Origin of the sequence: Marinobacter sp. M-5 (assembly GCF_032911545.1) — a bacterium.
Classification (GTDB): domain Bacteria; phylum Pseudomonadota; class Gammaproteobacteria; order Pseudomonadales; family Oleiphilaceae; genus Marinobacter; species Marinobacter goseongensis.
Map to the genome: position 1 here is coordinate 1,733,707 of NZ_JAWJEK010000001.1, position 19,731 is coordinate 1,753,437.

Below are 19,731 nucleotides of genomic sequence, written 5' to 3' on the forward strand. Positions count from 1 at the left end.
TCAATCCCTGGCTTTCCAGACACTGATATCAGCGGCGTCGCCGTCACCGCCATCCAGGCCGTCGGATCCGAAAGAGTAGAGATCATAAGGGCCTTCCCTGCCAGGGCTGATGTATTGATATTCGCTCCCCCAGGGATCTTCCGGAACGCTCTTGAGGTAGCCGTCCGGGTTCCAGTTTTTTGGCTCAGGGCTGCCACTGGGCTGTGTCACCAGCGCCCGCAGCCCTTGCTGCGTGGACGGATAATGACTGTTATCAAGACGATACAGATCCAGTGCGTTGGCAATGTTGCTCAGCTGGGTTTCTGCAACCGTCACTTTGGCTTGATCACTGCGCCCCATGATGTTGGGAGCAACGATTGCTACCAGAAGACCGAGAATGACCATCACCACCATGATTTCGATGAGGGTGAAGCCGTTCTGTGGGCGCCGACCATGCGCCAGTGGTCGATTGACTTGAGGTTTCATTACTGTGCTCGTCATTTGAGGGGCTCTCTTTCCATTTTCCGTTGTCTTGGGGATTCGGCGTCGGATCAGCCGACCAGATTACTCATATTGAGAATCGGCAGCATGATGGCCAGTACAATGATCAGTACCACCACACCCATAAACAGCAACATCATTGGCTCGAACAAACCGACGATGGCGGCAATTTTCGATTGCAGGGTGTTTTCCTGCATCCGTGCAGTGCGCTCCAGCATACTGTCCAGTTCGCCGCTGGCCTCGCCACTGGCAATCATGTGCAACATCATCGGCGGAAAATAGCCGGTCTGGTCGAGCGAGCGGTGCAGTGAGCCGCCCTCGCTGACTTTCCGAGCAGCGTCCCGCAACTCCTGCCGGAGATAGTCGTTCGACAGCACCTCCCCGGCTATGCGCATAGCATCCACCAGAGGCACACCACTGGTGGTGAGGATGCTGAGCGTACTGGCGTAACGGGCGGTGTTCACACCCCGCACCATTCCGGCGAACAAGGGCATGTTCAGCAAGCTGCGATGAAATTTCAGTTTGAATGCGGGCTTACGCAAAGCAACGCGAAACGCAACAACCCCCAACACGATCAATATAAGAAGATAGACACCATAATTGCCCAGAAATTCCGACACTGTCAGCATCGCCACGGTGAGTCCCGGCAGATCCTGACCCTGCCGGACAAACACTTCGATAATGTCGGGCACCACATAGGTGAGCAGGAACACCACGATAGCGATCGCCACCACACTCAGAATGATGGGGTATATGGCAGCGAGCTGGATTTTCTGTCGCGCCTCCTGACGGGCCTCGGTGTAATCCGCCAGCCGGTTGAGCACCAGATCAAGGTGCCCCGCGTGCTCACCGGCGGCCACGGTCGACCGGTACAGCCGCGGAAACGCGCGCGGAAACTCACCAAGACTGTCGGCCAGACTGTAACCTTCCATGACTTTGGCCCGGATCGCAATCAGCATGCCGCGGATGCGCGGTTTGGAGGACTGCTGCGCCGCGGCCGACATCGCCTGCTCAATGGGAATGCCGGACTGAATCAGAGTGGCCAGTTGGCGGGTAACCAGCGCAAGGTCGGCGGCCGCCAGCGAGCCGCGGCTGCTTAACGGGTTGCGGCTGCGGGCCTGTTTTTCAGCGGCAGGCTCTACCGCCAGAGGAGTCAGGCCCCGCTCTCGAAGCTGCTGACGGACCGCTCTGGGGGCGTCTGCCTCTAGCACACCGTGCTTCTGTTTGCCTCGGGCGTCCAGCGCCTTGTATTCGAATGCCGGCATGAAATTATTGGCTCCGGTGGGTTACGCGAAGAACTTCTTCTACCGTCGTTACGCCATCCAGAATCTTTTTGACACCGTCAGCGTGAATGCTGGGGCCCGACCGGCGCGCTTCTCGCTCCAGATCCAGCTCCCCTGCCCGTTTGTGGATCAGCGCACTGATCTCATCGGTAATCTCCACCACCTCATAAATACCAATACGCCCCCGATACCCAAGCTGGTTGCAGTGCTCACATCCGGTGGCGCGGAAAATCATCGGTGGGTTGTCACTTTCAAGCTGGAGGAAATCGCAATGCTCCTGGGTGGGCACGTAAGGCTCCCGGCATTCTTTGCACAACACCCTGACCAGACGCTGAGCCACGATGCCCACCAGACTCGAAGAGATCAGAAATGGCTCAATGCCCATATCCATCAATCGGGTTATGGCACCAACCGCCGTGTTGGTGTGTAACGTGGAAAGTACCAGGTGGCCAGTCAAGCTGGCCTGAACAGCGATTTCAGCAGTTTCCAGATCGCGGATCTCACCAATCATCACCACATCGGGATCCTGGCGCAGAATTGCCCGCAGGCCCCTAGCGAACGTCATATCCACCTTGGTGTTGACCTGGGTTTGCCCGATGCCCGGCAAATCATATTCAATGGGGTCTTCCACGGTGAGGATATTGCGGCTGCGATCATTGATTTCCAGCAACGATGCATACAACGTTGTGGACTTCCCGGAGCCGGTCGGACCGGTGACCAGCATGATGCCGTACGGGCGATGGATCAGCTTGCGCAACACCGTGAGATCGCGACCCTCCATGCCGAGCGATTCAAGGTGGATATTGCCGGCCTGTTTGTCCAGCAGTCGCAGCACCACCCGCTCGCCGCTTGAGGACGGCATGGTCGACACACGGATGTCTACTTCACGCCCGGCAACCCGCAGCGCAATCCGGCCATCCTGAGGCAGACGCTTCTCGGCAATATCCAGCTTTGCCATGACCTTGATACGCGACACCAACAATGGTGCCAGCGCCCGCTTCGGTTGCACCACTTCCCTCAGCACGCCGTCCACGCGGAACCGCACCACCAGGCGCTTCTCGTAGGTTTCGATGTGAACGTCCGACGCGTTGGTTTTCACCGCTTCGGTGAGGATGGCGTTGATCAGCCGGATGATCGGGGCGTCGTCTTCCTGTTCCAGCAGATCCTCGGTTTCGGGCACAGAATCCGCGAGCGACGCCAGGTCCATGTCATCACCGATCCCCTCCACCATCTGCATGGCTTCGGCGGAATCGTTCTGATAGGCCGCGTTGAGCGCGGCATCGAAACGTTCCGGATCAATTCTGGAAAAACGCGCACGACCGCCGCTGATCCGGTTGGCCTCTGCCAGAGCGGAATGCCCCGCGCCCGGGCGCACCAGAATGACCGCCTCACCCTGATCGTCCCGGGTAAGAATCACACCGTTGCGCTTGGCAAAGGCGAAGGGAAGACGGCCCAGCGGAGCATCCTGCGGCTGAAGTTCGTGATCTGTGTTCAAGGTCGTCCTCGTTTTTGTTGCCAGGTGCGGAAAGTTTGTCTCCGTAAACCCTTTTTATTCAATTGATTCCGAAAGGCTACCACAGGATATGGAACCGCTGAATAACTCTATACACTATACTGCCATTTAAGCCTTTCAGTCTGATAACCTGTGGACTTTTTACAGGGTCGTAAATACACAGCCGGGACACCCCATGCCTTTGAACAATACCCGCCTTCCCCTGCTTCTTGCTGTCATTGTTGCAGCAGCCATGATTGGCCTGACGTCATGGCAAGCATATCGTTTCTGGCAGTCTGAAAACCAACGGGAGCGTCAGCAACTCGCCGAATCGGCCAGTAGCACCGCCGTCGCTGATAAAGACACTACGCCGGAGGTGAAACTGGCCTCACTTGACCTGTTCGGGGTTGCGGGTGAGAGTGCAACGCCCACGGAACTGAATACGGAAAACCTTCCCGAGACCAATCTCCGCCTGTTCCTGCGCGGCGTGCTTGCCGCCGAGGGTGAGTTTCCGGGCAGCGCGCTGATCGAAGATGATAAAAGCACTACCGAAGCGTACCTGGTCGGTGATGAGCTGCCGGGCAACGCCAAACTCCGTTCAGTTCATGCCAACCGGGTGATCATTGAACGCGGTGGCAAACTCGAGAACCTGTATTTCCCGGAGGGCGACGATCGCAGCGGCCTGAGCGTCGCCACCAGTAACGATATGGAATCCCCGGATGATGGTTCGTCCGCAGCACCGTCCGCCAGTCCCTCACCCGGCAATGCGAGCCCGACCAGCGACGACCAGCGCCGGGAAGAAATACGCCGCCGCCTTGAACAACTCCGCGAACGCCTGCGGAACAACAATAGCTGATACCCCTCATGGAGACAGCAGCCCTTCCAATTCGCCGCTGTCGTCTCCTGCTTCCCTTGCTGCTACTCGTCTCCACCGTGGCCGCCTTCGAAATAGGCGAGCAACTGATGGACTATGTCCGCAAGGAATTCGGAAGCGAAGCGTACAGCCGTCTGGATAACTGGCAGAACCTTCACCGACTGGCTGCCAGAGCCCCGGTTGAGCGACAACTTCGGTTGGTTAACACATTTTTCAACCGCGTACGTTTTGTGAATGACATCGAGCATTGGGGTCAGGAAGACTATTGGGCCACGCCAGTCGAATTGCTTACCACCAACGGTGGGGACTGCGAGGACTTTTCCATCGCCAAGTACCTGACCCTGAAATCCATGGGTGTACCGGATGAGCAGCTACGCATTGTCTACGTCAAGGCCCTGGAGCTGAACCAGGCGCACATGGTGCTGGCCTGGTACCCGGAACCCGATGCGGACCCGCTGATCCTCGATAACCTGATCAATGAGATCAAGCCCGCATCGCAGCGTCCGGATCTGGAGCCGGTATACAGTTTCAATGGCGGTGGTCTGTGGCTCAACCGCTCGGGCGGACAGCAGCAGCGAATCGGAGAAGCCGAAAAACTCGAGCACTGGCAGGACGTCAACCGGCGACTGATTAACGCCTTGCGCTAGCGCTCCCCGGCACTGGAGAGATTGTCGTTTTTTCAACAGTTTTTGCTATACTGTGAAAAAGCAACACAACGTCGGAGGTGTTATGACTGTCGCATCCAACACCAGACCACAGATCAACGATCGGGCTCTGCTCGGGAAAGCCCTGGTGAACGCCGGCAAAGCCCTCGGTCTTACTCAGGCCGAGGTGGCTGATATCGTGGGTCGCAACCGCTCCGGCCTGCTGCGCGATGGCATCGACCCCTCCAGCAAAGCCGGCGAGCTGGCGCTGCTGCTGATTCGCCTCTATCGCAGTGTGTATGCGCTGATGGGCGGCGACCAGAGCGCCATGAAGCACTGGCTGGCTACGGAAAACCGGTACTTCGATGAGGTACCACGGGACATGATTCGCACCGCAGAGGGGTTGGTGCGGGTTCTTCATTATCTGGATGCGATGCGGGGCAAGATTTGAACCTGACGGACCGCATCCATGGCGAGCTCTCGGCGCTGCAGGGCAAGATTTACCGCGTGGTGGAATCCCAGGAAGAGATTGCAACCACACAGCTGGTCGACAGCACATCGGAACAGATACGTCTGGAGGAAATGCTTGAGCTCAGCAAGCCCCGCCGACCGGAAGGCACCGATGGGCTTCACTACCTGCTGGCAACCCCGTTCCGGTATCCACCACTGAAGTACGGCTCTCGCTATGGGCGCCCTTTCGAGAAAAGCCTGTTTTACGGCGCCATGAGCGTCAACACCGTGCTGGCGGAGTCGGCGTTCTATCGGTTCGTGTTCATCAATGACATGGCCACGCCCTACCCCAAACCTCTGAAAACCCAGCACGCCCTGTTTGCCACCCGAATGCGCACCGATAGAGGCCTTCGCCTGCAGGACAGAGCCTGGGAGGATCTCCATGAGGCCCTCACCGATCCGGGCAGTTACGATGCCTGCCAGAGCCTGGGGACACAGATGCGGGAAACCGGAGTTGAGGCCTTTCAGTTTCTGTCTGCCCGCGCCCGCCAGGCAGTCCTTTACCGGCTGCCGTACGAATCGTCCAATGGTCTGGAGGGGGTGAATGCAGGCCTGTTCACACCCCGCGCCCTCAAAGACAGCAAGCCCCTGACACGCTGCCGCCTGATCATTATCGCCGACAGTACAATGGTATCTATGAGCCTGACCCACGAAGACGGGCAGAAATCCGCATCGGAATTCCGGCAGGAGACGTTTCTGGTAGATGGCGTATTGCCCCACCCGGCGAGCTGAGACGGCAGACCGGTAACGGTTGTGTCAGCCCGGCCTCACAGGGCTCAACCGGCACGCTGCGTACTTGAACTCGGGAATCTTACCGTCTGGATCCAGTGCCGGGTTGGTCAGCAGGTTGGCCGCCGCCTCTACGAAGGCAAAGGGTACAAACACCACGCCCTCGGGCATGGTCTGATCGGCCCGCGCGGTCAGGGTAATGCTGCCGCGCCGGGTGGCAATATGGATTAGATCACCGGATGCGATGCCCAGGCGCGCCAGCTCCTCCGATGCGAGAAAAGCCGCCGCTTCGGGCTCCCGCTCATCCAGCACCTTGCTGCGACGAGTCATGGCGCCGGTGTGCCAGTGCTCAAGGAGCCGTCCGGTCATAAAAACAACGGGATAGGCCGCATCCACCGGCTCGTCCGGCGGCAACGGCCGGGTTGGTGAAAATCTGGCCCGCCCTCCGGCCCGGGGAAACTCATCCGAGAACACCACATCATGGCCCGGCGCGTCGTCGGCGAAACAGGGATAGGTCACCGACCCCTCCCGCTCCAGGCGATCCCAGGAGATGTGGTCCAGTGAGTGCATGCCCCGTTTCATCTCAGCAAACACCTGTTCGGGGCCGGCGTACTGCCAATCCAGCCCGAAACGCCGGGCAACCTCCTGAATAATCCACCAGTCGGGCTTTGCGGCCCCTGGCGGCGGCACCGCGGCGCGGCCCATCTGCACCTGCCGGTTGGTGTTGGTAACGGTGCCGGACTTTTCCGACCAGGCCGCAGCAGGCAGGATGACGTCAGCATACTGGGCGGTTTCCGTGACGAACAGGTCCTGCACCACCAGGTGCTCAAGGGCAGCAAGTGCGGCCCGGGCATGGGTCAGATCCGGGTCGGACATCGCAGGGTTTTCCCCCAGGATGTACATACCCTTGATGGTCCCGGCAGCGATGGCCCCCATGATCTCCACGACGGTGAGGCCCGGCTCGGGGTCAAGTCTGGTCTCCCAGAGTTCCTCGAAAGCGGCTCGCAGCTGCGCGTCTCCCACCGGCTGGTAGTCTGGCAGCACCATGGGGATCAGGCCGGCGTCGGAGGCTCCCTGCACGTTATTCTGGCCCCGCAGCGGGTGCAAGCCAGTGCCGGGACGGCCTGTGTGGCCGCACGCCAGCGCCAGGGAAATCAGGCAGCGGGCGTTGTCGGTGCCGTGCACGTGCTGGGAAATCCCCATGCCCCAGAAGATCATCGCCTTTTCGGCGCCTGCGTAGGCACGGGCCACCTCGCGAATCATCTCGGGTGCCACCCCGCATTGAGAGCTCATCAATTCAGGCGTCATCTCCGCGACACTGGCCGCCAGCGCCTCAAAGCCTTCGGTATGGGCTTCGATGTAGCGTCGGTCAAAGAGCGCTTCACTGACAATGACGTGGAGCATGGCGTTAAGGAGCGCCACGTCGCCGCCGGGTGAAAAGCGCAGGCTACGCCAGGCGTAGGCGTCCAGCGCCTGGCCCCGGGGGTCGAGAATGATCAGCCGGGTGCCGTTGCGCGCCGCCTGTTTGAAATAGGTGGCCGCCACCGGATGGTTCACGGCCGGGTTGCAGCCAATCAGGATCACCACGTCGGCCTCCAGTGCCTGCATGAACGAGGCGGTTACGGCGCCCGAGCCCAGACACTCCATCAGCGCCGCCACGGAACTGGCGTGGCAAAGCCGCGTACAGTGGTCAACGTTGTTGGAACCGAAACCCGCACGCACGAGCTTCTGGAACAGCCAGGCCTCCTCATTCGAACATTTGGCGCTGCCGAAGCCGGCGAGCGCGCTCGGACCGTGTTGTGCTTTAAGTTGAGTTAGCCCCTTTGCCGCCACCTCCAGCGCTTCCTCCCAGCCCGCCTCGCGGAAGTGAGTCAATGGATGGGTCGGGTCAAAATCGGGATCCAGGCCTTTGCGCACGCCCTCCCGGCGGATCAACGGCCGGGTCAGTCGCGCCGGGTGCGCAGGATAATCGAAGCCAAACCGCCCTTTGACGCAGAGCCTACCCTGGTTTGACGGTCCGTTCTTACCCTCCACGAACAGGATACGTGCACGTGGCTCACCTGATCGGGACGGCTCGTCTTTAACGTGATAGGTCAACTGGCAGCCCACCCCACAGTAGGGGCAAACAGAGTCAACGGTGCGGTCCGCCGTCGCGGAGTCACCGCGACCCCGGGCATCCACCAGGGTGGCGGGCATCAGCGCGCCTGTCGGGCAGGCCTGAACACATTCGCCGCAGGCAACGCAGGTGCTGTCGCCCATGGGATCATCGAAATCAAACACCACCTTGGAGGCGGCGCCCCGGTGTGCCAGACCAATAACGTCATTGCCCTGAACCTCGCGGCAAGCGCGCTCACACAAGCCGCAGGTGATGCAGGCGTCCAGGTTGACGGTCATCGCCGGGTGCGTGGCATCATGGCCTCCGGCGTGGCCCAGCGCATCTGCTCTTGGCACAACATGATGAACGGTGGCCGCGTTGCGCTCTGCCCTGGCCGGCAGGCGCCGCCGCACTGCGCCGGCATCGATCGCCAGCTGATCCGCCAGATGCCACAGGTCGCTGGCGCGGTCCGGACTGTTCTCGCGTTCAGGCTGGTCCGCCAGCAGCAATGCCAGAACGCCTCTGCGGGCCTCCTGGGCACGGGCGGATCCGGCACTGCGCACCACCATGCCGGGAACTGCTTCGCGGACGCAGCTTGCAGCGAGCACTCGCTCCCCCTCCACTTCGACCATGCAGGCCCGGCAATTGCCATCCGCCCGGTAGCCGGGCGTGTCCTTGAAGCATAGATGAGGAATGGTCTCACCGGCGCGTTTCGCCACCTGCCACAGGGTTTCACCGGGGCGGGCCTGAACCTCGGTGCCATCCAGTGTCAAACTGAAGCTTGTGTTGGCATTGCTCATGGCGACCCCTACCCTTTGGCAATCAGGTTGCGACTGGAGAGTTCGCTGCGGAAGTCACGCAGCAGACTCAACACCGGGTTCGGTGCGGCCTGCCCCAGCCCGCAGATGGAGGCATCCGCCATCACACGGGCTAACTGCTGCAGCGTCTCCTCATCCCAAGTGTCACGTTCAAGCAGCGTCAGCATTTTCTCGGTGCCGACACGGCAGGGGGTGCATTGCCCGCAGGACTCGTCGGCGAAAAAGCCCAGAAGGTTGGCAGCCACGGCGGGTAAATCATCCTGATCGGACAGGACGATTACCGCGGCTGAGCCGATAAAACAGCCGTGTTCCTGCAGAGTGTCAAAATCGAGGGGGATGTCTGCTTTGCTCGCGGGGAGAATCCCGCCGGAGGCCCCGCCGGGCAGATAAGCCAACAAGCGGTGCCCTTCGACCATGCCGCCACAATACTCCTCAATCAGTTCTGCGAGGCTGATGCCTGCCGGCGCAAGGTGCACGCCGGGGCGAGCGACCCGCCCGGAAACCGAGAAGCTGCGCAGACCGCGCCGCCCGCGGCGTCCCTGGCTGGCAAACCACTCGGCACCTTCGGCATGAATGCGCGGAATCCAGTAGACGGTCTCGACGTTATTGACCAGGGTGGGCCGTCCGAACAACCCTTTCTGGGCAACAAAAGGCGGGCGAAGGCGAGGTTTGCCGGGTTTGCCCTCCAGAGATTCGATCAGCGCTGACTCCTCACCGCAAATGTAGGCGCCCGCCCCCCGGCGAAGGATTACAAAGCCTGCCTCGATGATACCGGTCGCCACCAGTTCGGAAATAGCCTCGGTCAGCACCCTGTGGAGGCCGGGGTACTCATCACGCAGGTAAATATAGAGAGCCTGCGCTTCGACCGCCCAGGCACTGACCAGAGCGCCCTCAAGAAATCCATGGGGTGCCTGCTCCAGATAAAAACGATCCTTGAAGGTGCCCGGTTCGCCCTCGTCAGCGTTGATCACCATATAGCGCGGCCCGGGTTCGGCCCGCACTGCCTGCCATTTGCGGAAGGTCGGAAAGCCCGCACCACCGAGGCCACGCAGGCCGGCGCACTCCAGTTCGCTGGCGAGCGCTGCAACACTCACTGTGCCCTCGCGGCATTCCGTGAGCAGCCGATAACCACCGGCCAGACGGTAATCCGCGAGGCCTTGCCAGGCGATCAGCCGTGGCTGAACCTGCCTCTGCTTCAGGGCAGCGCCCACGGTGCGGACGTCGGCATTGCACACATGGTGATGCCCGACAGCAACCACCGGCGCAGTATCGCAGCGCCCCATGCAGGGTGCTCGTACAACCCTGACCTGCGCAGGATCTGCCCCCTTCGCCAGCGCGTCGTGCAGTGTAGATGCGCCCACCAGACGGCAGGAAGGTGAGTCGCACACTCGCAGGGTCAACGCAGGGGGTGGCGTCTGATCATCGTGAACAACATCGAAATGGGCGTAGAAGGTCGCTGTTTCGTAGACGGCGGCCATGGGCAGGTTCATATAGGCCGCCAGGGCCCGTAGCCTGGGTACGGAGAGGTAACCACAGGTATCCTGAATGGCATGCAGGTATTCGATCAAATGCTCGCGGTGGCGCAATGTGGCATCGACACGCTCGTCGCCGAGCAGGTCGCGCAACTCCGCCAGTAGAACGGGCTCAAGTTGGCGCCCGCGCGGAGAAGGCCGCCGGGGTTTGACCATCGGTTCGTCTGTGTTCATTGTTGTTGACCAGGCCCCGAAGTGCGTAAGACAGCCTTGTTGGCTGACCTGACGCTTTGCACATCATTGAAGCATAGCAGGGGGGGCATCACCAGACGAACGGAAACGGGTACGGGACGCAAACAGACCTGGCCTGAAGCGTTGGGGATATTTGGGATCAGAAAAATAATGGAGGCGCGGGTCGGAATCGAACCGGCGTTAACGGAGTTGCAGTCCGCTGCATAACCACTCTGCCACCGCGCCGGGAAAAGTCCGAAGGAATCTGCGGGACTTTCATGCTCTCAGGTGGGCATTGAGAGACTGTGTTGAACCTCAAACCAGAAGCTCTGGATAAAACCAGTGGCACTGGATGTTGGAGCGGGAAACGAGATTCGAACTCGCGACCCCAACCTTGGCAAGGTTGTGCTCTACCAACTGAGCTATTCCCGCTTGGTCAACGAGGGCGTATTCTACGGATTCGACCGATTGCGTCAACCTCTTTTTTCAACTTTTTGTTTTATCTGCGTTTTATGCATATTATTTAAACAATAACAAGGAGCGACATGACGCAGCCACCCCACTCCACTGACCCCCAAACGCCAACGGTACCGGGCGCCCCCGGCGCTGTTGTTCAGCAGCGAGACTGCCTACTCATCCGGGGTGACTGGGTGCTGGCGCATTATCGACGGTTGAAAGCCGACATTGACCGGTTGCAGGACCAGACCTCCGGGCAGATCCACCACGGCGACCTATCCGGGCTCGGGCGAATCGATACAGCGGGCGCTGCACTGCTTGCGGAGCTTCTCGGCGCCAAAGCCCTGGTCCGGCTTTCGGACAACACCCCGGGTTTACCACGAGAGACATGTGCCCTACTCCATGCCGTTGCCACCGCGATGGCCGACCGGAGCGCACCTCACCGACCGACGATCCATCCGCTGATTGCCGCCCTGAACATCACAGGCCAACGCACCGAGCAGCTCTATCAATTACTGACGCTCCTGCTGGGTTTCATTGGCCAGACCCTGGCCGCTCTGGCCTACAACCTGCCACGCCCCAAACGATGGCGGGTGACTTCATTGGTTTCCGCGGTGCAGGACACTGGCCTGAATGCCCTGCCAATCGTCGCGCTGCTCACCTTTCTGGTCGGCGCTGTGGTCGCGTTTCTTGGCGCTACCGTTCTGGAGGACTTCGGCGCCACCATCTATACCGTCAATCTGGTGGCGTTTTCGTTCCTGCGCGAGTTCGGTGTTTTGCTGGCGGCTATTCTGTTGGCCGGTCGAACCGCCAGTTCCTTTACCGCCCACATCGGTGCCATGAAGGTCAACGAAGAGCTCGATGCGATCCGTACTCTGGGACTGAGCCCCATCGAGCTACTCGTACTGCCCCGGGTATTAGCCATGATGATCAGCCTGCCGATACTGACCTTTGTGGGCATGATTTCGGGCATGATCGGTGGCGCTGCGGTTTGTGCGCTTGTCCTCGACATCTCCCCCGGCCAGTTTCTCGCCATACTCGAACGTGATATCGCGCTGAAACACCTTCTGGTGGGCCTCGGCAAGGCTCCGGTGTTTGCCTTTCTGATTGCGGTTATTGGCTGCCTGGAAGGCTTCAAGGTCAGCGGCAGTGCCCAATCGGTGGGCGAGCACACCACATCCAGCGTCGTGCAGTCTATTTTTATGGTGATACTGCTGGATTCGACTGCTGCGCTATTCTTTATGGAAATGGGGTGGTAACCGTGGAAGAAGGCAGTATGGCCGTTACGGAATATGCGTCCGGGCAGATCCTGGTTGAGGTACGTGGGTTGACCAACCGCTTTGGGTCCCACCTGGTGCATGACCAGCTGAACCTCGACATTCTCAAAGGTGAAATTCTCGGTGTGGTGGGTGGCTCCGGAACCGGAAAGTCGGTTCTGCTGCGCAGTATCGTAGGTCTGCACGAACCCACGAGCGGCGAAGTAAGAGTTTTCGGCCAGAATCTCCCAGCGCTCTCGCCCCGTGAACGGTCCGGCATCGAGCAGCGGTTCGGTGTGCTGTTCCAGGGCGGCGCCCTGTTCACCTCCCTGAACCTGCAGGAAAATGTCGCCGTTCCCCTGATCGAACACGCTGGCCTAAAGCGCCCCCTGGCGGAGCACCTCGCCCAGATGAAGCTCGCCCTCGCGGGGCTACCGCCTGATGCTGCCCTCAAGTACCCGGCAGAACTGTCCGGTGGCATGGTCAAACGGGCAGCACTGGCCCGCGCTCTGGCTCTGGATCCGGAAATTCTGTTTCTGGATGAGCCGACCGCAGGGCTGGATCCCATCGGCGCGGCAGCCTTCGATCACTTGCTGAAAACCCTGCGCGACGCTCTCGGTCTGACCGTATTCATGGTCACCCATGATCTGGACACGCTTTATTCTACCTGTGACCGGGTTGCGGTGTTGTCACAGCAAAAGGTGCTCGTCGCTGATACGCTGGCAGCAGTGGGAACCACCGACGACCCGTGGGTTCAGGACTATTTCCACGGCCCCAGGGGACGCGCTGCCGCACAGGCAGCCACCGCCGGTATTCAGGAGCAGTAACTATGGAGCCCAAAGCCCACCATCTGGTGATCGGCCTGTTTACGGTGGCAGTTTTCGCCGCTGCCCTGCTGTTTGCGCTCTGGCTCGGGAAATCCAACACCGACCGAGATTGGGCCTGGTACGAGATCGGCTTCGATTACGCAGTCAGTGGACTCTCCAAGGGCAACCCGGTGCAGTACAGCGGGGTCGGCATCGGCGAGGTGGTGGACCTCTATCTGGATCCGGAGAACCCCAGTCATGTGAGGGCTCTGGTGCGCGTATACGATGACGTAAACATTCGCGAGAACAGCCGGGTCAGTCTGGTGTTGGCCAACATCACCGGCAGCATGAGTGTGCGGTTCCAGGGGGGGACGCTGGACAGCCCGGTGCTTGAAGGCCCCCGCGACGACCCACCGTTGATCATGGCTGAGCCCTCGGCGTTCACGTCGATTCTTGATAACGGCGAGGCCCTGATGAGCAAAGCCGACCGGCTACTGACCAACGCCAATGCGCTGTTTTCCGAACAGAACAGCGACAACCTGACTGTGATTCTCGCCAACACGCGAGCCGCCACGGAAGCGCTGCTGGCGCACAGGGGTGAATTGGAGCAGCTGATGGAACGGATGAATGATGCGAGCGTGCGGGCGGCACAGGCCGCCGCCAAAGTGGATCGGTTTGCCGACAACGCCGACCGTTTTCTCCAGAACGAGGGGCAGGAAACCTTTGCCGCACTCAACACCGCCATTGCGTCCATTCAGGCCACGGCCACACGTATCGATCTGCTAACGGCAAACAACGAAGGCGCCCTCAACGAGGGCTTGCGCGGCCTGGGTGAATTGTCTCCGGCGCTGCGAGAACTGAGGAGCACGCTGCGCAACCTCAACCATTTCACCCGCCGGCTTGAGGACAACCCATCGAGCACGATCTGGGGCCGGGAAACCATGCAGGAGGCGCCACAATGACAGGCCAGCCCTTACCGATACTTGCTGCACTGGGCCTCGCACTCGCTGTTTCCGGATGCACAGTGTTTCCCGGAGGCGAGCCGCCGCGAGTCATGGATCTTGCACTTGCTGACGTGGCCGAGGCAACAACGCCCGGTTACGGTCGATCCCTGCGTGTCGACACGCCACTGGCTACTGAACCTTTTGACAGCTCACGCATCCTGACCAAACCCTCCCCCAACGAATATCAGATGTATGGCAAGGTACGCTGGCGTGACACGGCACCGGTACTGGTACGGGAGTTGATCATTGGATCTCTGAGGCAGGAAGGACGCTTTGATGCAGTGATTAATGAATCCAGCCCTACAGCCAGCGACCTGACATTCACCAGCGATCTGTATGGCTTTCACAGCGAAACCCGGGACGGGCAAGTGAGCGTAACGATTACGCTGTATGGACAGATCATGGACAACCGCTCACGGACCACCCTGTGCACCCGCAACTTCGAGGTCAGTGAGCCGGCGGTAGCCGGCGACATAGACGCAGTGGTCACGGCATTTGGCACTGCCGGCGAGGACCTCCGCCGTCAGGTCCGGAATTGGCTGGACAACTGCCTCGGCTGATCAGGCCGGGTGCTTCGGAAACAGATCAGGCCAGGCGGCCTTGAGGTACAGGAACATCGACCAGAGCGTCAGAACGGCCGCAAGGTACAGCAGCCCTGTGCCGATCCAGGCACCGAATACCCCGGGGGGAAACGCCAGCAACGCAATAATGGCAACCATCTGCGCAGTGGTTTTGATCTTACCGATGTAAGACACCGCGACACTCGCCCGGCTGCCCATTTCTGCCATCCACTCCCGCAGTGCGGAAATGACAATCTCGCGGCCGATAATAATCGTGGCCGGCAGCGTCAGGATCAGGCTTGCGTGCTCTTCGATCAGCACCGTCAGGGCAACCGCCACCATGAGCTTGTCTGCCACCGGGTCCAGAAAGGCACCGAATGGTGTGCTCTGGTCAAGCTTGCGGGCCAGATACCCATCCAGCCAATCGGTGGCACCCGCCAGCGCAAAAATCGCAGCACTGACCAGATAGCTCCATTGCGCCGGCAGGTAGAAAATCACCACAAACACCGGGATCATCACGATGCGGGACATGGTCAGAATATTGGGTAAGTTCATTGGTTTCCTATTCGTCGTGCAAGGCTGCGTAGATGTTTTCTGCCAGCGACTTGCTGATGCCCTGGACCTTGGTCATCTCGTCGATACTGGCTTTGCGAAGTTCCTGTATGCCGCCAAAATAGCGAATCAGATCCCGCCGGCGCTTCGGACCAACGCCCTCGATCCCCTCCAGCGTGGACTGCCGCCGTTTTTTATCACGCCGGGCCCGGTGCCCGGTAATCGCGAAGCGATGGGATTCGTCGCGAATATGCTGAATCAGATGCAACGCCGGTGAGTCTGCGGGCACCCGGAACACATCCCCCGTCATGGCATCGATCAATTGCTCCATGCCGGCGCGACGGGTGACGCCTTTGGCGACGCCAATCAGCGGAATGTCTGAAATCTCAAGCTCATCAAACACTTCCCGGGCAATATTCAACTGCCCCTTACCACCGTCAATAAACACCAGATCCGGCCGCTTTCCGTCACCGGACACCATTCGCTTGTAGCGACGGGTCAGCACCTGGCGCATGGCCGCATAGTCATCACCGGCGGTCACACCCTCGATGTTATACAGGCGGTAATCGCTCTTCAGCGGACCATTCTCATCGAAAACCACACAGGATGCGACCGTGTTTTCGCCATGGCTGTGGCTGATATCAAAACATTCCATGCGTGACGGGGTTTCCGGCAGCTCGAGCATGTCCTTCAGGGCCAACAGACGTCGATAGACGGTTTCTTTACTGGCGAGGTGGCTGAGCAACGTTTGCCGGGCGTTGGTCATGGCCAGTTCAAGCCATTTCCGGCGCTCGCCACGCACATTACGGCGAATGCGGGTGTCCCGCCCTGCCGATTCACTCAAGGCTTGCGCCAGCAGTTCCTGGCCGTCCACCTCAACGGGCACCAGAACATCGCGGGGAATTTCCCGCCGGGTGCTGCCGCCAAAGTAATACTGGCCGAGAAAAGCGCTCAGCAGCTCGCCCTCGGACTGCTCAATGGAATAGCGGGGAAAGTAGTCCTTGGTGCCCAGCACCCGACCGCCCCGGACAATGATCACCACAACGCACACAACCCCGGCATCCTGTTCAATGGCGACCACGTCTGCGTCACCACCCTCGCCATCGACCGACTGCTGCTCCTGCACATGGCGCAGATGGTTGATCTGGTCGCGGCAGCTGGCGGCCTTTTCGAACTCGAGGTTTTTCGAGGCGGTTTCCATCGCTGCCATCAGGTCGTGGATGATGGCGGGGTTTTTTCCCTCCAGGAACATGGAGGCGTGGCGGATGTCTTCCTGGTAGTCCTCGGGCGTGATGAATTCAACGCAAGGCGCGGTACATCGGTTGATCTGGTACTGCAGACAGGGGCGTGTTCTGTTTCTGAAATAGCTTTCATTACATGATCTTATGCGAAATACTTTCTGCAGTATATTAAGACTTTCCTTGACGGCGCCGGAGCTCGGGAACGGTCCGAACCAGGTTCCACCGCCCTTCTTGGTGCGCCCTCGCCTGAACGTCAGCGACGGGTAATCGGCGTGAGAAGACAGATAAATATAAGGATAGGATTTATCGTCCCGAAGCAAAATATTGTAGGGCGGCCGCAGGGATTTGATGAGGTTCTGCTCAAGCAGCAGAGCTTCGGTTTCACTGCCGGTAATGGTGACTTCGATGGACGCGATTCTGGCAACCAGCGCTTCAGTCTTCGGCGCCAGCCCGGTCTTGCGAAAGTAGCTACCCACCCGTTTCTTGAGATTCCGGGCCTTACCGACGTACAACACGGAACCACCGTCATCGAACATGCGATAGACGCCGGGCCGTTCTGTTAATTGCTTGAGAAAGCTGCGGGAATCGAATTCAGACCTGGTCGGCATCGAGCAATCCGAGCCGTACCGCCATCAAAGCGAGCTCAACGTCGCTGGAAATTTCCAGCTTCTCGAATATCCGGTAACGGTAACTGTTGACGGTTTTTGGACTTAGACAGAGCTTGTCCGAGATGTCCTGAACTTTCTGGCAGTCAACCACCATCATGGCGATCTGCATCTCACGTTCGGACAAGCGGTCGAACAGGGAGAGATCCCCGTCTTCGCCATTGTGGTCGCCCCCCAGCTGTTTGAGGGCCATTTTCTGGGCAATTTCAGGGCTGATGTAACGCTGACCGGAATGGGCCATGCGAATGGCGCGGACCATTTCCTTAATGTCTGCACCCTTGGTGATGTACGCCGAGGCCCCGCTTTGCATGACGCGAGTCGGGTATGGATCATCGGCGCAGGCGGTCACGACAATCACGCGGATGGCGTCGTCAATCCGCAGGATACGACGGGTGGCTTCAAGACCACCGATACCCGGCATCCGGATATCCATCAGAACAATATCCGGGGACTGCTTACGGACGAACTCAATGGCATCCTCACCGGATGAGGCCTGGCCGATGACGTCAATGTCGGGGTTATCCGCCAGCATCCGGGTAATCCCCGAGCGCACCAGCTCATGGTCATCAACAACCAATACCCTGATCAAAACTCACCTCGCACGCGGCTTCTGGTAAAAACACACGGATTGTACCGCCTAAGAAAGGCCCCGGGTAGGTGTTTCAGGGGTTTCATCCAAACTGAATGTACGCTCAAGCAGGCTGCCCAAGCCCGGCGGTGTTCTCAACCGGGTCGAACCACACCACCAGTTCACCACGGCGTACCGCCGCCATCACCCGGCCGCGTTCAGCCATCGGGTTTTCGGTGTCGTTCAGGCCATGGTAACGAGTGCAGTATTCGTCAACGAGCCCGTCAATCTGATCCTCGGACAGCAACCCGGTATCCACCACAAACTTTTCTTCCCGGGGATCGGATTGCCCCTGCTGGCTGGCATCGTCGGTCATGCTGTCAGCTCTGGCCCTCGAGGTTGGCCACCAGTCGCGAATCTTCCAGGGCCGCCGTACGGTGTTTCACCACGCCTTTATATTCCTGGCTCTCGATCATCGCCATAAAGGCGTCAATCGAGGGGTAGCGGACCAGCAACACCTGATCCCACGATTCGTCAGGCGGCGCAATCAGCGAGCCCAGGCTTCGGCCCGACCAGATCACCTCGGCACCGACCTCGCGCACACAGGCGGCGGCTTCTTTCATGTAGAGAGAATAAGCCTCGCGGCCCGAACGCTCCGCAGTTTCATCCTTGTATTGCGCCCGCTCACGGAATCGTAAAAGGTTCAGCATTACCACCGGGTGATCTTTTGGCGTATCCGCGAGGACTTTCTGGAGCTGCTCCGGAGTCGGATTGACGGTTTCCATGTGCTTCCTTGGTTTTCAGGCTCTGGACGGTCGTTATAGGTTGTCTTAAATCGCTGTCACTATAGCTTAGCACGGCATGGCGTCACCAAATGCTTTGAATTACATTTCGTTTAGCGGTAACGGCTTTTTGTTGGGGAAGGAGGGCGGATGGGCGCGTGGACATAGTGGCCGAGGGTGACGTCGGGCAACTCCAGGCGCTCAAGGAATGGTGCACCCAGGGGCCACCATCAGCGCGCGTTTCGGACGTTCGGGTGACAGAGTCTGAAGCCTCTGTGGACGGATTCCGGGATTTTCAGACCCAATAAAAAACCCCAGCGAACGCTGGGGTTTCATGTTGGCGGAGAGAGAGGGATTCGAACCCTCGATACGCTATTAACGTATACACACTTTCCAGGCGTGCGCCTTCAGCCACTCGGCCACCTCTCCAATAACCTGTTCCAAATCAGCAACGTCGTCACTCATTTGAGGGCGCAAACTCTAATGAATTTTCAGGCGTTTGGCAACTGCCACCGGATAAATCCATAAAAAATTATTACCCCGCCGGCGGATTGCTTAACGATCAGGCGGTTTGCGGGCTACTATCAGACAGGAACCAGAAAACGGCCGAGCCCAGCCACCCACACCCCTGCCAGTCCCGGGAGCTCCCATGTTGATGAAAGCCGAACAATCCATCCTTGTACTCGTTGATCTTCAGGAGAAGCTGATGCCGGCGATCAGCCATGGCGGTGACGTGATCCATCAATGCCTCACTCTGGCCACCCTGGCAGGCCTGCTTGATGTTCCCGTGGTGGGAACGGAACAACTCCCTGACAAGCTCGGCCATAACGTGGCCGATGTGCGCGAGCTGTGCGACCAGACAATTGCGAAAGTCTATTTTGACGCCTGCCCCGATGGCCTGATCGACGCACTCCCCGAGGGTCGCCAGCAGATCGTTATTGGCGGTTGCGAGACCCATGTATGCATGATGCAAACGGCTCTGAGCCTGCTTGATGCCGGCTTCAAGGTCTGGGTGGTAGCCGATGCGACCGGCTCACGCAATGAGTTCGACCGTGACGTGGCACTGGATCGGCTGAGCGAAAGCGGTGCCCGGATCGTTACCGTGGAAATGGTGGCGTTCGAATGGATGCGTCACTGCCAACACCCGCAATTCAGGAACATACAGGCGCTGATCAAGTAGAAACATCCGCCTGCCGGTTACCGACGTAGTCTG

20 protein-coding genes and 3 tRNA genes are annotated in these 19,731 nt (G+C 59.5%); 10 read left to right on the plus strand and 13 right to left on the minus strand.

Annotated features, from left to right (window positions below; genetic code table 11):
* The 3 genes from gspG to gspE form a co-directional block, all read right to left on the minus strand.
* Complete coding sequence (gene gspG, locus R0125_RS07920) at positions 1 to 465, minus strand: type II secretion system major pseudopilin GspG (RefSeq protein ID WP_248181271.1); 465 nt, start codon at positions 463 to 465, stop codon at positions 1 to 3.
* Between the two features lie 65 nt (positions 466 to 530).
* Positions 531 to 1,745 carry a type II secretion system inner membrane protein GspF gene (gene gspF, locus R0125_RS07925; RefSeq protein WP_248181273.1) on the minus strand — a complete coding sequence of 405 codons (1,215 nt, stop codon included), beginning with the start codon at positions 1,743 to 1,745 and terminating at the stop codon, positions 531 to 533.
* 4 nt (positions 1,746 to 1,749) lie between these two features.
* Positions 1,750 to 3,258: a type II secretion system ATPase GspE gene (gene gspE / locus R0125_RS07930; RefSeq protein WP_248181275.1), complete on the minus strand. Its 1,509-nt coding sequence runs from the start codon at positions 3,256 to 3,258 to the stop codon at positions 1,750 to 1,752.
* A gap of 193 nt (positions 3,259 to 3,451) precedes the next feature.
* Here gspE and R0125_RS07935 point away from each other — a divergent pair, with 193 nt between their 5' ends.
* The 4 genes from R0125_RS07935 (at position 3,452) to R0125_RS07950 (ending at position 6,015) form a co-directional block, all read left to right on the plus strand.
* A complete protein-coding gene (locus R0125_RS07935) occupies positions 3,452 to 4,111 on the plus strand; it encodes a type II secretion system protein N (protein ID WP_248181277.1) in 660 nt (219 codons plus the stop codon).
* An 8-nt stretch (positions 4,112 to 4,119) separates the two neighbouring features.
* Complete coding sequence (locus R0125_RS07940) at positions 4,120 to 4,776, plus strand: transglutaminase-like cysteine peptidase (RefSeq protein ID WP_248181279.1); 657 nt, start codon at positions 4,120 to 4,122, stop codon at positions 4,774 to 4,776.
* 82 nt (positions 4,777 to 4,858) lie between these two features.
* Positions 4,859 to 5,224, plus strand: a complete 366-nt coding sequence (locus R0125_RS07945) for an MbcA/ParS/Xre antitoxin family protein (protein WP_248181280.1) — start codon at positions 4,859 to 4,861, stop codon at positions 5,222 to 5,224.
* Positions 5,221 to 6,015, plus strand: coding sequence for an RES family NAD+ phosphorylase (locus R0125_RS07950; protein WP_317237760.1), 795 nt, complete (start codon positions 5,221 to 5,223; stop codon positions 6,013 to 6,015). Before R0125_RS07945 ends, R0125_RS07950 begins: the two co-directional genes overlap by 4 nt.
* A gap of 24 nt (positions 6,016 to 6,039) precedes the next feature.
* Here the strand turns inward: R0125_RS07950 and fdhF are convergent, their stop codons facing one another.
* From fdhF to R0125_RS07970, 4 genes are all read right to left on the minus strand, one after another.
* Positions 6,040 to 8,907 (minus strand): formate dehydrogenase subunit alpha, encoded by a 2,868-nt coding sequence (gene fdhF, locus R0125_RS07955; RefSeq protein ID WP_317237761.1) that lies wholly within the window; start codon positions 8,905 to 8,907, stop codon positions 6,040 to 6,042.
* A gap of 8 nt (positions 8,908 to 8,915) precedes the next feature.
* Complete coding sequence (locus tag R0125_RS07960; RefSeq protein ID WP_317237762.1) at positions 8,916 to 10,631, minus strand: NADH-ubiquinone oxidoreductase-F iron-sulfur binding region domain-containing protein; 1,716 nt, start codon at positions 10,629 to 10,631, stop codon at positions 8,916 to 8,918.
* A gap of 169 nt (positions 10,632 to 10,800) precedes the next feature.
* Positions 10,801 to 10,874 (minus strand) — tRNA-Cys (locus tag R0125_RS07965).
* A 110-nt stretch (positions 10,875 to 10,984) separates the two neighbouring features.
* Positions 10,985 to 11,060: transfer RNA gene (locus tag R0125_RS07970), tRNA-Gly, on the minus strand.
* 113 nt (positions 11,061 to 11,173) lie between these two features.
* On the opposite strand from R0125_RS07970, the gene R0125_RS07975 reads away from it, so the two are divergent.
* Genes R0125_RS07975 through R0125_RS07990 form a run of 4 tightly spaced genes read left to right on the plus strand, consistent with a single transcriptional unit; the run spans position 11,174 to position 14,710 of the window.
* Positions 11,174 to 12,343: an ABC transporter permease gene (locus R0125_RS07975; RefSeq protein ID WP_317237763.1), complete on the plus strand. Its 1,170-nt coding sequence runs from the start codon at positions 11,174 to 11,176 to the stop codon at positions 12,341 to 12,343.
* A gap of 17 nt (positions 12,344 to 12,360) precedes the next feature.
* Positions 12,361 to 13,167 (plus strand): ABC transporter ATP-binding protein, encoded by an 807-nt coding sequence (locus R0125_RS07980; protein ID WP_317237765.1) that lies wholly within the window; start codon positions 12,361 to 12,363, stop codon positions 13,165 to 13,167.
* 2 nt (positions 13,168 to 13,169) lie between these two features.
* Positions 13,170 to 14,108 carry an MlaD family protein gene (locus R0125_RS07985; protein ID WP_317237767.1) on the plus strand — a complete coding sequence of 313 codons (939 nt, stop codon included), beginning with the start codon at positions 13,170 to 13,172 and terminating at the stop codon, positions 14,106 to 14,108.
* Complete coding sequence (locus R0125_RS07990) at positions 14,105 to 14,710, plus strand: ABC-type transport auxiliary lipoprotein family protein (RefSeq protein ID WP_317237768.1); 606 nt, start codon at positions 14,105 to 14,107, stop codon at positions 14,708 to 14,710. Before R0125_RS07985 ends, R0125_RS07990 begins: the two co-directional genes overlap by 4 nt.
* On the opposite strand, the gene pgsA is transcribed toward R0125_RS07990, so the two are convergent.
* The 5 genes from pgsA to R0125_RS08015 all read right to left on the minus strand — a co-directional run bounded on the left by pgsA (position 14,711) and on the right by R0125_RS08015 (position 18,521).
* Positions 14,711 to 15,265 carry a CDP-diacylglycerol--glycerol-3-phosphate 3-phosphatidyltransferase gene (gene pgsA / locus R0125_RS07995; protein ID WP_317237769.1) on the minus strand — a complete coding sequence of 185 codons (555 nt, stop codon included), beginning with the start codon at positions 15,263 to 15,265 and terminating at the stop codon, positions 14,711 to 14,713.
* Positions 15,266 to 15,272: 7 nt separating this feature from the next.
* Positions 15,273 to 17,111, minus strand: a complete 1,839-nt coding sequence (uvrC, locus tag R0125_RS08000) for an excinuclease ABC subunit UvrC (protein ID WP_317237770.1) — start codon at positions 17,109 to 17,111, stop codon at positions 15,273 to 15,275.
* Positions 17,095 to 17,757: a UvrY/SirA/GacA family response regulator transcription factor gene (uvrY, locus tag R0125_RS08005; protein WP_248183426.1), complete on the minus strand. Its 663-nt coding sequence runs from the start codon at positions 17,755 to 17,757 to the stop codon at positions 17,095 to 17,097. Before uvrY ends, uvrC begins: the two co-directional genes overlap by 17 nt.
* A gap of 103 nt (positions 17,758 to 17,860) precedes the next feature.
* Positions 17,861 to 18,112: a hypothetical protein gene (locus R0125_RS08010; protein ID WP_248183428.1), complete on the minus strand. Its 252-nt coding sequence runs from the start codon at positions 18,110 to 18,112 to the stop codon at positions 17,861 to 17,863.
* Between the two features lie 4 nt (positions 18,113 to 18,116).
* Complete coding sequence (locus R0125_RS08015) at positions 18,117 to 18,521, minus strand: DUF1330 domain-containing protein (RefSeq protein ID WP_248183430.1); 405 nt, start codon at positions 18,519 to 18,521, stop codon at positions 18,117 to 18,119.
* 98 nt (positions 18,522 to 18,619) lie between these two features.
* Between R0125_RS08015 and R0125_RS08020 the strand changes: the two genes are divergently transcribed.
* The gene (locus tag R0125_RS08020; RefSeq protein WP_317237975.1) at positions 18,620 to 18,826 is read left to right on the plus strand and encodes an acylphosphatase; all 207 of its coding nucleotides are present in this window, start codon (positions 18,620 to 18,622) and stop codon (positions 18,824 to 18,826) included.
* A 30-nt stretch (positions 18,827 to 18,856) separates the two neighbouring features.
* Here R0125_RS08020 and R0125_RS08025 read toward each other — a convergent pair.
* Positions 18,857 to 18,947, minus strand: a tRNA-Ser gene (locus R0125_RS08025).
* Between the two features lie 220 nt (positions 18,948 to 19,167).
* Here R0125_RS08025 and R0125_RS08030 point away from each other — a divergent pair.
* Positions 19,168 to 19,698, plus strand: a complete 531-nt coding sequence (locus R0125_RS08030) for an isochorismatase family protein (RefSeq protein ID WP_248183432.1) — start codon at positions 19,168 to 19,170, stop codon at positions 19,696 to 19,698.
* Positions 19,699 to 19,731: the final 33 nt, after the last annotated feature.